Origin of the sequence: Pseudoalteromonas aliena (genome assembly GCF_038155085.1) — a bacterium.
Classification (GTDB): domain Bacteria; phylum Pseudomonadota; class Gammaproteobacteria; order Enterobacterales; family Alteromonadaceae; genus Pseudoalteromonas; species Pseudoalteromonas aliena_A.
The window spans coordinates 87,379-102,523 of sequence record NZ_JBAKAU010000004.1 but is presented as its reverse complement, the minus strand read 5'-3'; the positions used below and the strand labels follow the sequence as shown (position 1 = coordinate 102,523).

General features: G+C 39.6%; 16 protein-coding genes. 8 read left to right on the top strand and 8 right to left on the bottom strand.

The window, feature by feature from the left end; translation table 11 throughout:
- Positions 1–8: 8 nt before the first annotated feature.
- From ftsE to rpoH, 3 genes are all read left to right on the top strand, one after another.
- Entirely contained in the window at positions 9–686 is a 678-nt protein-coding gene (ftsE, locus tag V6260_RS06130) for a cell division ATP-binding protein FtsE (RefSeq protein WP_341593161.1), read from the top strand.
- Positions 683–1,669 carry a permease-like cell division protein FtsX gene (gene ftsX / locus V6260_RS06125; RefSeq protein WP_341593160.1) on the top strand — a complete coding sequence of 329 codons (987 nt, stop codon included), beginning with the start codon at positions 683–685 and terminating at the stop codon, positions 1,667–1,669. The genes ftsE and ftsX overlap by 4 nt, the downstream gene beginning before the upstream one ends.
- A 296-nt stretch (positions 1,670–1,965) precedes the next feature.
- Entirely contained in the window at positions 1,966–2,829 is an 864-nt protein-coding gene (gene rpoH, locus V6260_RS06120; protein WP_341593159.1) for an RNA polymerase sigma factor RpoH, read from the top strand.
- Between the two features lie 230 nt (positions 2,830–3,059).
- Here rpoH and V6260_RS06115 read toward each other — a convergent pair whose 3' ends face one another.
- Genes V6260_RS06115 through gpmM form a run of 4 tightly spaced genes read right to left on the bottom strand, consistent with a single transcriptional unit; the run spans position 3,060 to position 7,868 of the window.
- A complete protein-coding gene (locus V6260_RS06115) occupies positions 3,060–3,821 on the bottom strand; it encodes a divergent polysaccharide deacetylase family protein (RefSeq protein ID WP_341593158.1) in 762 nt (253 codons plus the stop codon).
- A 58-nt stretch (positions 3,822–3,879) separates the two neighbouring features.
- Entirely contained in the window at positions 3,880–5,145 is a 1,266-nt protein-coding gene (locus V6260_RS06110) for a S41 family peptidase (protein WP_341593157.1), read from the bottom strand.
- A gap of 35 nt (positions 5,146–5,180) precedes the next feature.
- A complete protein-coding gene (locus V6260_RS06105; protein WP_341593156.1) occupies positions 5,181–6,320 on the bottom strand; it encodes a murein hydrolase activator EnvC family protein in 1,140 nt (379 codons plus the stop codon).
- Positions 6,321–6,323: 3 nt separating this feature from the next.
- Positions 6,324–7,868 (bottom strand): 2,3-bisphosphoglycerate-independent phosphoglycerate mutase, encoded by a 1,545-nt coding sequence (gene gpmM / locus V6260_RS06100; protein ID WP_341593155.1) that lies wholly within the window; start codon positions 7,866–7,868, stop codon positions 6,324–6,326.
- Positions 7,869–8,206: 338 nt separating this feature from the next.
- Between gpmM and V6260_RS06095 the strand changes: the two genes are divergently transcribed.
- The 4 genes from V6260_RS06095 to gpsA are packed head-to-tail and all read left to right on the top strand — an operon-like array spanning position 8,207 to position 10,459.
- Positions 8,207–8,638 (top strand): rhodanese-like domain-containing protein, encoded by a 432-nt coding sequence (locus V6260_RS06095; RefSeq protein WP_341593154.1) that lies wholly within the window; start codon positions 8,207–8,209, stop codon positions 8,636–8,638.
- Between the two features lie 31 nt (positions 8,639–8,669).
- Positions 8,670–8,927 carry a glutaredoxin 3 gene (grxC, locus tag V6260_RS06090; protein ID WP_341593153.1) on the top strand — a complete coding sequence of 86 codons (258 nt, stop codon included), beginning with the start codon at positions 8,670–8,672 and terminating at the stop codon, positions 8,925–8,927.
- A 35-nt stretch (positions 8,928–8,962) separates the two neighbouring features.
- Positions 8,963–9,448 carry a protein-export chaperone SecB gene (gene secB / locus V6260_RS06085; RefSeq protein ID WP_010553360.1) on the top strand — a complete coding sequence of 162 codons (486 nt, stop codon included), beginning with the start codon at positions 8,963–8,965 and terminating at the stop codon, positions 9,446–9,448.
- A 3-nt stretch (positions 9,449–9,451) separates the two neighbouring features.
- A complete protein-coding gene (gene gpsA, locus V6260_RS06080) occupies positions 9,452–10,459 on the top strand; it encodes an NAD(P)H-dependent glycerol-3-phosphate dehydrogenase (RefSeq protein ID WP_341593152.1) in 1,008 nt (335 codons plus the stop codon).
- A gap of 67 nt (positions 10,460–10,526) precedes the next feature.
- On the opposite strand, the gene trmL is transcribed toward gpsA, so the two are convergent.
- A complete protein-coding gene (gene trmL, locus V6260_RS06075; RefSeq protein WP_101217074.1) occupies positions 10,527–10,991 on the bottom strand; it encodes a tRNA (uridine(34)/cytosine(34)/5-carboxymethylaminomethyluridine(34)-2'-O)-methyltransferase TrmL in 465 nt (154 codons plus the stop codon).
- 161 nt (positions 10,992–11,152) lie between these two features.
- On the opposite strand from trmL, the gene V6260_RS06070 reads away from it, so the two are divergent.
- Positions 11,153–12,019, top strand: a complete 867-nt coding sequence (locus V6260_RS06070; protein WP_341593251.1) for a cation diffusion facilitator family transporter — start codon at positions 11,153–11,155, stop codon at positions 12,017–12,019.
- Here the strand turns inward: V6260_RS06070 and V6260_RS06065 are convergent.
- The 3 genes from V6260_RS06065 to V6260_RS06055 are packed head-to-tail and all read right to left on the bottom strand — an operon-like array spanning position 11,979 to position 15,012.
- The gene (locus V6260_RS06065; protein ID WP_341593151.1) at positions 11,979–12,926 is read right to left on the bottom strand and encodes an alpha/beta fold hydrolase; all 948 of its coding nucleotides are present in this window, start codon (positions 12,924–12,926) and stop codon (positions 11,979–11,981) included. The two genes, V6260_RS06070 and V6260_RS06065, sit on opposite strands and share 41 nt — an antisense overlap.
- A gap of 3 nt (positions 12,927–12,929) precedes the next feature.
- Positions 12,930–14,345: an ATP-binding protein gene (locus V6260_RS06060; protein ID WP_341593150.1), complete on the bottom strand. Its 1,416-nt coding sequence runs from the start codon at positions 14,343–14,345 to the stop codon at positions 12,930–12,932.
- Positions 14,323–15,012 carry a response regulator gene (locus tag V6260_RS06055; RefSeq protein WP_341593149.1) on the bottom strand — a complete coding sequence of 230 codons (690 nt, stop codon included), beginning with the start codon at positions 15,010–15,012 and terminating at the stop codon, positions 14,323–14,325. The genes V6260_RS06060 and V6260_RS06055 overlap by 23 nt, the downstream gene beginning before the upstream one ends.
- Positions 15,013–15,145 lie beyond the last annotated feature (133 nt).

The following is a 15,145-nucleotide window of genomic DNA, read 5'->3' as shown; positions in this document are numbered from 1 at the left end:
ATAAAAAGATGATAAATTTTCAGCAAGTAAGTAAAACTTACCCTGGTGGGCATCGTGCACTTGAAAAGGTTAATTTTCATATTAAGCCTGGCGAACTCGCTTTTTTAACGGGCCACAGTGGCGCCGGTAAAAGTACGTTACTTAAGCTAATTAGTTTAATGGAGCGTCCATCTGCAGGTAACGTGTTTATTAATGGAGTTGATTTAAATAAAGTTAACTCGCGTCAAATTCCTTATGCTCGTCGTGATATTGGTATTATTTTTCAAAACCACCGTTTATTAGAGCGCTATACCGTTTTTGATAATGTAGCATTACCTTTAATTATTGAGGGCACTCATCATAAGCAAATAGCGAAACGAGTGCATGGCGCGCTTGATAAAGTGGGCTTGATAGATAAAATAAGATGTCATCCTTCTATGCTCTCTGGCGGTGAACAGCAGCGAGTAGGTATTGCCAGAGCCATTGTAAACTCCCCGCCAATATTATTAGCTGATGAACCTACTGGTAACCTCGACCCTGAACTTTCAATGGAAATATTAAAGTTGTTTGAAGACTTTAATAAGCACGGTACAACAGTGCTTATTGCCACACATGATCTTGGTTTAGTGGCGCGTATGAAGTACCGAAGCCTAACTTTAAAAGACGGTCGTATGCTTGAAGATCCGCTTGCTGGGGGAGCATTATGAGTTTACTTTTTAAAGGTCGTCAAAATAGTAACGATAAGCAACAAAAATCGATATTAGCGGGTGGTTATTTTTTTATACTTAATATATTTCGCCAAGGCGTACATAGTTTAGGTGAAATGTGGCGTACACCGCTTGCTTCAATGATGACTATTGCTGTACTTGGGTTGAGCCTAACTTTGCCAGCTACACTGTACTTAGTTGTTAAAAACGTACAGCAAGTAAGTAGTGGCTTTGAAGAAGCCAGTGAAATATCTTTGTTTGTAAAAGAGAGTATGAGTGAGCAAGAAACACAAACTTTGGTGAAGCGTTTGGCGCTATACCCAGAGGTTGAAAGTATAGAGTTTATTTCAAAACAACAAGCTCTTACTGAGTTTAAAGATGTTTCTGGCTTTGGGCAGGCTTTAGAATACTTAGACAAGAACCCACTACCAGATGTAGTACTGGTTACGCCAACAAAACGTAATAGGCAGCCAAATGCTGCTAAGGTACTTTTGGCAAAGCTTGAGAGCGAACGTGAAGTTGACTTTGGAAAGCTTGATATAGCATGGTTAGAGCGTTTAAATGCACTGCTTGATTTACTCAAAGAAAGTGTAATAACTATCGCACTATTATTACTCACCTCAGTGACTCTCATTATTGGCAATACTATCCGCTTGTCGATTATGGACAAAAAAGAAGAAATCCAAGTAATGAAACTTGTAGGAGCAACGAATACATTTATACATGCACCATTTTTATGGACAGGTATATGGTACGGCGTAATAGGTGGTTTATTTGCTTTTATATGTGTTGGGTTAATGATGTGGTGGCTTTCGAGCGCAGTAAGCAGTGTTGCAGGCGTGTATCAAACAAGTTTTTCGCTTATTGGGTTATCGCTTAGTGAGCTTGGCTTTTTAGTATTACTTGCCACTAGTTTAGGCTTTATTGGCTCGTACCTATCTGTAAATCGCTATATTAAAGAAATAGAACCCGATAAAGTATAAGTGAACCAATTCAACTTGATACGCGTAGAGTATCAAGTTGGATACATCCTTAGTTTATTAAAACTGTCATATTTGTGTATTATCCTCCTCTAAAGTAATGAGTTGTAAATAGCGTGTTGCGACAGAGCTAATTGCTTGCAAACCCTTAATTCATCACTTATTCAGTCGCTTGTAGTAGACTAAATACATACCAAAAAACTACTTGATTTATACTTTAAAAAAGTTTTAAATTGGGGTTAGCACTCTTGAAGAAAGAGTGCTAAGATGGTTTCAAATGTTTATCACCGAGGTGAAAAATGAGAAAAGATTTATACGCAATGGCACTTACAGTAGGACAACAAAGCGCAAGCATGGACGGTTACCTTCAAGCGGTAAGCACTATTCCTATGCTTAAAGTTGAGCAAGAGCAAGAACTTGCTAAAAAGCTTCAGGAAGAAGGCGATCTTGGCGCTGCTAAGCAACTCATTATGTCGCATTTACGCTTTGTAGCACATATTGCTAAAAGCTACTCGGGATACGGCTTACCACAAGCTGACCTTATTCAAGAAGGTAATATAGGCCTGATGAAAGCGGTTAAACGTTTTGACCCAACAGTAGGTGTACGTTTAGTGTCGTTCGCAGTGCATTGGATTAAAGCCGAAATCCATGAGTTTGTTTTAAAAAACTGGCGCATAGTTAAAGTTGCAACCACAAAGGCACAGCGTAAATTGTTTTTTAATCTTCGTAAAAACAAAAAGCGTTTAGGTTGGTTCAATCAAGCTGAGGTTAGCACTGTTGCTAGTGAGCTAGGAGTGAGTGAAAAAGAAGTACGTGAAATGGAATCGCGCATGAGCGGCCAAGACATGGGCTTTGACCTAACAGGCGACGATAATGATGACGCGCCTACAAGTACTTACTCTCCAGTGCAATATTTAACAGATGGTTCTGCTGACTTAGCTGACGATATAGAGCAGCAGCAGTGGCAAGAACAGTCTCATACTCGTTTATTTAGCGCACTTAAAACGCTAGATGAGCGTTCGCAAGACATTGTAAGTGCTCGTTGGTTATCTGACGACAAAGCAACATTACAAGAGCTTGCTGAAAAATACAGCGTATCAGCTGAGCGTGTTCGCCAGCTAGAAAAAACAGCAATGAAAAAGCTGCAAAGCGCTATGAGCTAATCGCTCTAAAGAATGAAATTGACAAAGCCCTGCATGAAAATGCGGGGCTTTTCGCTTTATAGCTATCAATTTTCAGTTTGAAGCTGTTTGATGACAAATAACAGCGAATATATATTTTTAAGTGGGTAAACTTATAATATATAAAGCTAACACTATTGCCAGAGGCGCTAAGTTATTCTATAAATTAGTTCTTTTTGGCTGACATACACATGGCTTTTTTAAAGTCCTTATTATCGAGCACTTATTTCTTTGTTCTCAGCTTGCGCTAACTGTATATATTTTTTTTCTACTAATTGCGACACGGGCACAAGTTCAAACCCTTGCTCTGTTAACTGTGGCAACGCCTGGCGTAAAAAATTAATAGTTTCTGGGTAGGGGTGGGCAATTGCAATTGCAAATTTGTGTTTTGTAGCTTTGTGCTTTAATTCATCGAGCCTAAATTGCAATTGCTCTGGCGTTGTTATGTTGTCTAAAAATACGTGACGGCCAACATTCTCTACACCTAAAAAGTTTGCAGCATTTTGTGCTTGGCTTAAATCAGTGGTACGACTATCTAAAAAGTATAAGTGACGCTTTTTAAGTACTTCCATAGTCCACTTCATGGCTTGGCTTTTTTGTGTAAGTGCTGAGCCCATGTGATTATTAACGCCCTTGACTTGGGGTAAGCTGGCTAGAGCCGTTCCTAAAGTTTGTTGTAATTGTTCTTTATTCATATTTAAAGTTAATGCGCCTGGACCAAGCTCTTTGCCGTTAAGTGCCTGCATAGGTACGTGTAACAGCAGTTCTTTATTTGACTGACTCGCAAGCGTTGCAAAAATTTGAGAATAAGGTGTGTGAGGCAAAATTGAATACGTCAATTGCCCAGGTAAGGAAAGGAATTCTAAGTCCCGTTGATGATAACCTATGTCATCTATCACTATTGCTATTTGCTTGGCGCTAACACTTGTGCAGGCTAAGCAAATAAACAGTATTAGCCATTTTATTATTTTCACGTTTATAGTTTTTATTATCTTTTTTAAATCTCAGTAGGTTGCTTTAAATAAAGCTGTTTTATTGCATGCTGAGTAATTGTTTTGCTTTAACTAATTGCAGATCGGCTAAGTTACCGGTGAGTAATTTTGCGTTACTGTTAGTTTGCTCACTTTTTATTATAACGGCTTTATTAGTTTGTGAAAGACTTGTTTGATTAATCGCCACATCAGGGGTTATTCCTATGCCATCAATAGATTGGCCAAGGGGGGTATAGTATTTAGCTGTAGTGAGTTTAAGTGCTGTGTTTCCATCACCTAAGGGGATTAACGATTGCACAGAACCTTTACCAAATGACTGGCTGCCAACAATAGTAGCTCTTTTGTTATCTTTAAGTGCAGCAGCGAGTATTTCGGCAGCTGAGGCTGAGTTTTCATTAATAAGCACAACAATAGGCGCACCTTTTAAAATATCACCTCGTTTAGCGTAAAAGGCTTGGTTAGCATCGTAAAAGCGTCCTTTGGTAGTAACAATAGTCCCACTTTGTAAAAACAGGTCAGATACTGCAACCGCACTTTGTAATGTACCGCCTGGGTTATCTCGTAAATCAATTACTAAGCCTTTTAGCGGGTAGCCAAAATGGCTTTGTAAAGCAGCAACCTGCAAGGCCACCTCATGTAAAGTATGGTTAGAAAAGTTATTAATAGCTAAATAGCCAGTGCCAGAGTCTAAAAGCTCGCTGGTTGCGCTTTCTAAATTTATTTCACGGCGTGTAACATGAAAGGTAATCAATTCTTTTGTGTTATCGCGCTTTATAGTTAGGTCTATGTTTGCAAATTTACTTTCGCGTATTAACGTTGCTACTTCGTCGATTGTACGGCTATTTGCGCTGTTATTATTTATGCTTATTACTTTATCGCCCGGTAATACTCCCGCTATTTTGGCTGGCGAGTTATCGACTATGTCAACAATGGTCATTACTTCATCAACGTTTTTAACTTCAATACCAATACCGGTGTAGTGGCCATTTGTATTGTCAAATAATGACGTAAGTTCATGCTCATCTAAATATTTAGAGTAGGGGTCGAGTTTTGAATACAAACGTTCAAATTGTTTGTTGTTATAGTTGATATGGTCGCTATTTTGTAGCGCTAAATCTTCTACGTAGTAAGCGTGAATATTAAAGATGATTTCATCTATTTGTTGGCTTTTAAGCTCCTTTATAGAGCTTGCATATAAGCGTGTATTAAAAGCTAATAAGGTAAGTAATATGACCAAACACAGGTTTATAAAAAAGCCTGTGTTTTTTTTAATGACTGTATTAGATGCGTTTTTTTTGGTTGTCATCAGCTGCTCCTAATGCGGTGCAGCGGTTTATTCAATTAAATGCGTCTGCACCATTTTACAGGATTTACTGCGTGTCCTTTATGGCGTATTTCAAAGTATAGACCAGAACTTGCCTGTCCGCCGCTTTGACCCACTAATGCAAGTGTTTCCCCTTCGCGTACCATATCCCCTACATCCCTCAGTAGTGTTTGAGCGTGCCCATATAGGCTCATAAAACCTTCACCATGGTCTACAACAATTACCCAACCATAGCCTTTTAACCAATCAGCAAACACAACTTGACCATTGTGGACGCTATTGATATTAGAGCCTTCTTTTGCACCAATTAGCACGCCTTTCCAGTCAATACCACCATGTTTACGTTGGCCAAATGTATGTTTTAATTTACCTTTACTTGGCCAGTCTAATTTTCCTTTACTTTTATATAGGCCAAGCAATTCTATTTTTTGTGCTTTCTCTTTTTCGATGTTTTCTATAGTTTTAACAAGGGTTTGCTGGTTTTCTTCTAAATAATCTATTGAGCTTTTAGTGTTAGTAAATTGAGATTGTAAGTTCTTAAGATTAGCTTGACGTTCATTTTTAGCATTAACTAAAGCTGTGTAACGCCTTTTTTGTTCTTCGTACAAGGCAATTAACTTTTGCTCTGTTTTAGTTAGCTTTGCTTGATTTAAAGCTATTTGTTCTTGCAGGGATTTTATTTCTTCAATTTGTTCTATTCGAGCTTTGTTTAAATAGTTGTAGTAACTAAGTGTGCGCTCAAATTTAGCTGTGTCTTCTTGATTTAACAGCATTTTAGAGTAGTCGTCGTCACCGGCCATATAAGCGCTTTTGAGTTGCGCTGCTAAAATTTTCTGAAACTTAGTGTGCTTTCTATCGAGCTCATCGGCTTTATTTTGTAACTCTTTTTGCTGTGTTTTAGTCTCTTTTACAGATTGCTCTGCCATGTTAAGTGCTTTGGCATTTTTAGCTATATCGAGCTCATGGCTTTTGAGTTTCTTTTGTAGCGCTGCTATTTTTTTTCTTTGGGCGTTATATTCAGCCTGGCTTTGCTCAAGTGCATTTTGAACTTCTGATAAGTCTTTTTTAGTACGCTCTTCATTAGCGACTGCAGATGCAGTCACTAATGAAGTTAGTATTAAACCGCACTTTATTAACCGATTAATACGTCTATTCATGTGTTATTTCAACATCATGATGGGTGTACCAGTCATTTCTTTTGGTTGCTCCATGCCCATTAAGTGAAGCATTGTTGGGGCTACATCACTTAAGGCTTTACCTTGCATTGGCTCTGCATCGCGACCAACATAAATAAAATGCACCGGTTCGCTAGTGTGGGCAGTATGTGCTTGGCCTGTTTTAAGGTCAGCCATTTGTTCAGCATTACCATGATCGGCTGTTATTAGTGCTTCACCACCGAATTCTTCTAGAGTATCAACAACACGCCCGATACAGCTATCTACAGCTTCACAAGCTTTAACAGCTGCTTCAAATACACCTGAGTGACCAACCATATCGCCATTAGGGTAGTTACAAATAATAGCATCGTATTTTCCACTTTTAATTGCTTCTACGAGTTTATCTGTAAGCATTTCTGAATTCATTTCAGGTTGTAGATCGTAAGTTGCTACTTGCGGCGAAGGAATTAACTCGCGTGTTTCACCTTTAAATTCGCTTTCACGTCCGCCACTAAAGAAAAATGTAACGTGTGCGTATTTTTCGGTTTCTGAAATACGAAGCTGTGTTTTGTTATTTTTTTCAAACCATTCACCTAATACGTTTACTAACGGTGTTGAACCAAAGGCAATAGGTGCATTTATATCATCTGCGTACTCTGTCATCATTACAAATGCACTAAGCTCTGGTGTTCTTTTTCTTGCGAATCCATCAAAATCAGGCTCAACAAAAGCGCGAGTAATTTCGCGGGCTCTATCTGCTCTAAAGTTAGCAAAAATTAGAGTGTCGCCATCGTTTATTGAAGCAGGAGTGGCGCCTGTTGGCGTAATAGTCGTAGCTGCTACAAACTCGTCGTTTTCGTCGCGCTCGTACGCTGCGTTAAGTGCTTCAACACCATTATCAAAATTAAAGTCGCCTTCGGCGAGCGTCATTACGTTGTAAGCTTTTTCTACACGGTTCCAACGGTTGTCTCTGTCCATTGCGTAGTAACGGCCAATAAGTGATGCTAAACGTCCGCACTTAAGTTCATTAAATAACGCTTCAATTCGTTCGATTGATGCTTTTGCGCTACGTGGAGGAGTGTCACGGCCGTCTAAAAAGGCATGGAAATAGACTTCTTTAGCACCACGTTTTGCAGCAAGCTTTATGCTAGCAACTATATGATCTTCATGGCTATGCACACCACCAGGGCTTAAAAGACCCATTATGTGAACTGCTTTTCCTGCACTTACCGCTTTATCAATGTTTTCAACTAAGGCCGGGGTTGAATCAAATTCGCCATCGTTAATTGCTTTAGTGATACGGGTAAAATCTTGATACACAATGCGGCCCGCACCCAAGTTTACATGGCCAACTTCTGAATTACCCATTTGCCCGTCAGGAAGACCAACATCTAAACCTGAAGCTGATATTAATGTGTGTGGGCGGGTGGCCCATAAATTGTCTAATACAGGTGTGTTAGCTGCAAGAATGGCATTGCTTTGCTCATTCTCGCGGTATCCCCAACCGTCTAAAATCATTAATACCAGTGGTTTTTTATGTTCTGTCATAATAGCTCCTGAAAATTAGTATCTGTTGATGGATACAGTGCACCTAAAAAGGTTTATTAGCGTGGTTTTAGCATACCGCGTTTTTAAGCTAGGATCAGCATTGAAAACAAGATATTAAATTTTTTCACTGATACCTTTAACAACTAACCTGAACCCCGGTTAAGAGATTTATTATTCAGAGTTCAGGTTAGCTATATATGGGGGGGGGTATCGTTTTTTAAATAGCTCTAAGTGCTCCTAAACTCGCATTTTAGGTTGGTTTGGGTATACTTGCGTGGCTAGAGTACAAAATACTTAAAACATCATGTTTTAAAATATAATTTCATAGTGGAAGTAGAATGGAACAATATATTGAATTTATTACAAATCATCCCATTTTAAGCCTTGCTTGGGTTGGTATTGTTTTTCTTATTGTGAGCGGCTTGATAAAAAGTAAATTTTCAGCAATCCGTCAAATAACCCCTCAACAGCTTACGCTTCTAATCAATCGTGAAGACGGTAAAGTTGTTGATATTCGTGCGCAAAAAGAATTTGCTGCAGGACATATTGCTAATTCTGTACATTTAAGCCCTGAAAAAGCGAAACAATCTGACTTCTCAAGCCTTGAAAAGTATAAGAGCAAACCCATTATATTGGTATGTACCACAGGTATGACCGCTCAAGGTACTGCGACTGCAATGCACAAAGCTGGTTTTGAACAAGTTTATGTATTATCTAGCGGTATGGGAGCGTGGCAGTCTGCCAGCTTACCAACTACAACAGGTCGCTAATAAGTTTAGCTAGACCGATAGAGGATTTATTATGAGTAAAGTTGTTTTATACACCAAAGCGTATTGTCCATTTTGTCAGCGCGCTCTTTCGCTTTTAAACAGTAAAGGCGTTGAATATACAAATTATGATATAGGTGTGCAGCCTGAGCTACGCGATGAAATGATTGCTAAAGCCGGTGGTGCAAGCACAGTACCGCAAATTTTTATTAATGATGAACATATCGGTGGCTGCGACGACATGATGGCTATTGAGGCGCAAGGCAAACTTGACGCGAAGCTAAGCGCTTAATTTAAATTATAATAACGAACAAGTTAGGAATAACAATGAACGAAGAAAATCAAAACGTAGCAGCTGCAGAAGCTGGCGCACAATTTACTATTCAACGCATTTACACTAAAGATGTATCGTTTGAAACGCCAAACTCTCCTGCCATCTTTCAAAAAGAATGGACACCAGAAGTTAAGCTAGACTTAGATACACGTTCAAATAAGCTGGACGAAGGCGTATTTGAAGTTGTTTTAGCGCTAACTGTGACGGCTTCTCTTGGTGAAGAAACTGCGTTTTTATGTGAAATTCAACAAGCAGGTATTTTTACTATTGCTGAAGTTGAAGAAGTGCAACTTGCGCACATGCTAGGTGCATTTTGTCCTAACGTGTTGTTCCCATATGCACGTGAAGCTGTTTCAAACCTCGTTAACCGTGGTACTTTCCCACAGCTTAACCTTGCGCCAGTTAATTTTGATGCGTTATTTGCACAATACATGCAGCAACGTACTGCGCAGGCTGACCAGGCTTCAGCAGACGCATAACTTATGAGTACAGCAACTACAGCTGTTACTGTATTAGGGGCGGGGTCTTACGGCACCGCCCTTGCTATTTGTTTAGCCCGAAATGGTCACCACGTGACACTTTGGGGAAGAAATAGCGATGACGTTGCCACGCTTGCAGCTGAGCGGAAAAATCAACGTTACTTACCTGATGCTCCTTTTCCAGATACTCTTACTCTTGAAGCTAACTTACAAAATGCCGTTGCTAGCAGCGCTATTGTACTTGTTGTTGTGCCAAGCCATGCTTTTGGCGACACACTTGCGCAGATTAAACCTGCATTGCAAGACGGTGCCAAAGTAGCGTGGGCAACTAAAGGGCTTGAGCCTAATACAGGACGCTTATTACAAGAAGTGGCTTTGCAAGAATTGGGTGATGATATTCCACTTGCGGTACTGTCGGGCCCTACGTTTGCAAAAGAAATGGCGATGGGTTCACCTACTGCTATTTCAGTGTCTTCTACGTCGCCTGAATTTGCTCAGCAACTCGCTGACTTGCTTCATTGTGGTCGCTCATTCCGTGTGTATAACAATGATGATTTTATTGGTATACAGCTCGGTGGTGCGGTTAAGAATGTAATTGCAATTGGTGCAGGTATTTCGGATGGCGTAGGCTTTGGTGCAAATGCGCGTACTGCGCTTATAACCCGAGGGCTTGCAGAGCTTACTCGCTTAGGTTGTGCTCTTGGTGCTAAACCAGAAACCTTTATGGGAATGGCAGGCCTTGGCGATTTAATACTAACGTGTACAGATAACCAATCACGTAATCGTCGATTTGGTTTAGCGTTGGGTAAAGGCGAAAGTGTTGATGCTGCTATTGAGTCAATTGGTCAAGTAGTGGAAGGCTTTAGAAATACCAAAGAAGTGTATTTATTAGCGCAGCGTAGCGGTGTAGAAATGCCGATTACCGAGCAAATTTATAAAGTGCTTTATGAAAATAAAGATATGAAAGAAGCTGCAATGGCGCTATTAGGCCGAGAGCAACGTTCTGAATAACCTTATAAGCGTTTATAAACAAAAAACCGATATTATGTCGGTTTTTTTGTTGTTTGGTACAAGGTGTTTATTGCGCGTTAGGAAAGCCCAACTGGCGCCACGACTCGTAGACAAACACAGCTACTGCGTTTGATAAGTTCATGCTGCGGCTATTGGCTTGCATAGGAATACGCACACGCTGCTCTTTTGGCAGTGCTTGGATCATATCGTCAGGCAAGCCGCGAGTCTCTGGGCCAAATACCAAACAGTCACCCGCTTCGTAACTTGCTTCATGGTGAAACTGACTACCTTTGGTTGTGCATGCATACACTTTTTTTGGTTTACATTTTTCAAGGTAATCTTCAAATGAGGCATGGCGTTGAACATGACTAAATTCATGATAATCAAGTCCTGCACGTTTCACGCGCTTATCGTCCCACTCAAAACCTAATGGCTCAATTAAATGTAATGCATAGCCGGTATTGGCACATAGGCGAATAATATTACCAGTGTTAGGCGGTATTTCAGGTTGGTATAAAACAATATCCAGCATAATGAGCCTTATAAAATAATCTGTAGTTTGACGAAGAGCAGTATACACGAAACCTTTTAAAAAAATGATATACTCACACTATTGAATACTCCTAATTATCGGATTAAAACGTGCATAACCGTAGCTACGAATTTTGGGTTAAAACTTCCAGCATTGTTACCATGGCAATGGTTAGTTTAATGATTGGCGCGAAAACATGGGCTTGGCTGGCTTCTGGCTCGGCTTCAATGCTTGGCTCGTTAACTGATTCGTTAATGGATATTACTGCCACCGCCATGAGTTTTTTAGTGTTAGGCTACGCACTGCGCCCAGCGGATGACGATCACCGGTTTGGGCACGGAAAAGCTGAAGCACTGGCAGGACTTGGGCAAGCTGCGTTTATTGCAGGCTCAGGTTGCCTACTTGCTTTTCATGGTATTGAGCGTTTATTTAATCCTATACAGTTAAGCCATTCTTTATTAGGTGTGTGGGTAAGTATTTTTGCTATTGCATGTACGCTGGTAATTGTATTTGTGCAAAATAAAGTAGTTAAGTACACCGATTCAATTGCTATAAAAGCCGACTCAGTACATTACAAAGGCGATTTAATATTAAATGCCGCTGTGCTATTAGCTATTTTATTATCTTATTATGGTGTGTTGTATGCCGATCCTGTTTTTGCGATAGGTGTAGCGGGTTACTTACTTTATAACAGTTGGGATATAGCGCGCGATAGTGCCGATCATTTAATGGATAAAGAGCTCCCAGACGATGAAAAGCAAAGCATATTTGATATAGCCAAAGCCCACGCTGATGTACATGGCGTGCATGATATTCGTACTCGCCAAGGCGGAAAAGTTAAGTTTATCCAAATGCACTTAGAGCTTGATGATCATTTAAGTTTGATTCGCGCGCACAATGTGGCTGATGAAGTAGAGGCTATGCTCAAAGAGCGTTTTGAGTCTGAGGTAGATATACTGATCCACCTCGATCCTTTGTCGGTGCTTGCTAAGCCGTTACCGACTCACAAAACTGATACAAACTTTTAAGCAATGGCTGGCGTATTTCATCACGTTCAAAAAATAGTTCATGTTTAGCATTAGGAAAGCTTTCTAATACAGTGTTTTCGAGCCTGTTAGTCAATTTGTAAAGCGCTTTATTATCAACGACTTCATCATTCTGAGCGCAGGCAATATAAAGTGGTGTATCTACTTTTAGCCTATCTACCGACGATATAAAAGAAAATGCCGCATATAACCATCCGTAAGTCACTCCACCTAGTTGTAGCAAAGGGGTTTTTTGGTAGGTTTGTCTAAATAATTCGTAGCGCACTTTGCTGCTAGTTAAAACATTTTGCGAAAATTCGTCGGGCGCATAATCGCTTTGCCCAAGCGCGTAGCTATACTGAAAGCCAAACAACTTTGCACTATTTGCAACTAGCTTAGCTAAAGGCTTTGGTGTGTTTTTTGTGTATATGTCGAGCATTGGAGCTGATAAAAAAGCACCGTTGTAACTGTTTTCAAAATTGGCTAAGTAATTTAGGGCAATTGCACCCCCCATAGAGTGACTCAGTAATACTTTTTTGCCTTGCCAATGTGTGTCTACTACTTGCTTGTTGAATAAATCCAAATCTATACAGTAATTATTAAAGTGTTTTACATAACCTTTGTGCTTGTTTTTTAGGTGGCGATAAGAGCGTCCTTGACCTTGATGATCAACTATAAATACAGCAAAGTTATTATTGTAAAGCTCCCACAATAACTCTTTATATTTATCGAGCCCTTCTATACGACCAGAACTTATCACTACTGCTATGTGTGCGTTGCTAGGCTTTACATACGCATAAAATAATTGTCCACATGGCGTATTTAAATAAGATTTAACGAGGGTCTTTTCGTAAAAGTCTTCAATGGTAGGTTTGTTACTTTTAAGCTCGCTCTCATTGCTATAAAACATGTTTTACTCTTTTATTATTGGCAAGGTTATATTAGCACATAAGCCACCTTGTTCTTTATTTGATAGTACTAAACTGCCACCATGCGCAGTAATAGCATTTTTAGCAATCGCCAGCCCTAAACCTGTACCACCACTTACGCGGTCGCGCGCATCTGATTGCCTAAAAAAGGGCTCACAAAGCTTGCTCAGTTGGTCATTGGGTACACCATAACCATCATCACATATTTCTATATAAATGACATCTGAATGCTTTAAGGTAATGCTAATCGTATTATTTGCGTATTTAATAGCGTTGCGAAGTAAGTTTTCAAGTGCGCTGGCAATAAGTGTTTCGTCACAATTAATATTGATGTCTGCGGTGCCTACTATCTTTAGCTGCTTATTATTTTGTTTTGCTTCAAACTGTGCATCGTTAATAACGTGATCTACAATTATTTGTAATGATTGGTTTTGCAGGGAAAGTGCTTGGCTCTTTGCCTCTAAGCGAGAAACTTGCAGTACATCGGCAATCATTTTATCGAGTTGGTTTGCTTCTTTTTCTATACGTAATAGATATGATTGGCTAGCGTCGTTAGCTTGCATTTGTGCAAGACCGGTAGCCATTTTTAAACGTGTAAGGGGGGAGCGCAATTCATGTGATATGTCGGCTAATAAGCGCTTTTGTGAACTAATTAAAAGCTCTAACTGATTGGCCATGCTGTTAAAGTCTCGCCCTAGTATTCCTAGCTCATCTTTTCTGTTTACAGAAATGTCAGCTCTTGCGCTTAGGTCACCTGCTGATAGTTTAATAGCCGCTTTTTTAAGACTATTTATAGGAGCTATTAAGTTGCGGCTAAATACAAAGCTTAAAATAAGAGATGCTACAATCGCGATAACTATTTTCATCCAATTAGGCATAAGCTTAAAACGCATTAATAAAGGCGGTTGGTGGTTAATATCTATTTCATAAAGATAAAAACTTCCTTCAGGCACGTTTATATTAACAGGGCCGAAGGCTTGATATTTTTCAGTGAAAATAATCTGCGGTGACATATTTTGTGTGAAGTTTAATAAACTTAAGTCTATACTTTCTGGAACTTCTTTACTGCTAAGAGAGTCTTCGCTTTGAGCTGCGCTTAAGTACAAAAGCTTACGTTTTGATAGGCGAGGGTGTACTAATACTTCGCTTAGGTTGCGCTTATGTTTAATAGCTGTCCGCTCAATACTTTTAGCGGTATATATTAGGTTTTTTTTCATTGGGCCATAAAGAGGCTCGTTAGTTACCGCGTTAATAGCGGTAATATTACTTAAAAATATAAGCGCTGCAACGGTGCCGATTATAGTTAACCAAAACCAAATAAATATTTTAAAAAACAGATAGTGCCTAGGGTGTTTTAACCAAGCAAAATAAGTACTTTTACTCGCCTTGGATAAAGACATAACCCGTACCTCTCATTGTTTTAATTCGCTCACCAGGAATATGCTCTGCTATTTTTTTGCGGATATTACTTACATGCATATCGATAGAGCGATCAAAAGAAGCTAAACGCCTACCTAGTACTTCTTCACTGATTTGCTCTTTACTAACCACTTCACCTGCATTTTTACACAATAGCGTGAGTATTTCGTATTCTGTACCAGTAAGGGTTAGTGTAGAGTCATCTATTGAGGCTTCTCGAGCTGCAAGGTTAACAGTAATGCCATTAACGAATAACTTACTCGTTGTAGCTGCATTTAAGCTATTGATGTGCTCTATACGGCGAGTTATCGCTTTTACGCGGGCTAGTAATTCACGGTGATTAAAAGGCTTGGGAATGTAATCATCGGCGCCTAGCTCTAGGCCAAATATACGGTCAAAGTCTTCACCTTTTGCTGTAAGCATTATCACCGGTGTGAGTTTTGTTTGCCTAAGTTGTTTAAGTACTTCAAAACCATCAAGCGTTGGCAACATTACATCTAGCAATATAAGGGCATAGTCATTTGCTTGTGCTAGTTTAAGGCCTTGTTCACCGTCGTGTACGCTTTGTATTTCAAACCCTTGAGCAGTCAAATATTCACTTAACAGCTCACAAAGGCCAGTGTCGTCATCAATCATTAATAGTTTCATTTACAAACCCTTAGAGTTGTTTATAGCGTTATTTTACCCGCTAAATAGTGCAAAGGTGAATCTTTACACAACCTTTACACTGCTTTGCGTTACTTTGCGTTGAGTTAGGTATAGTGAACTCAGTTGATTAAGC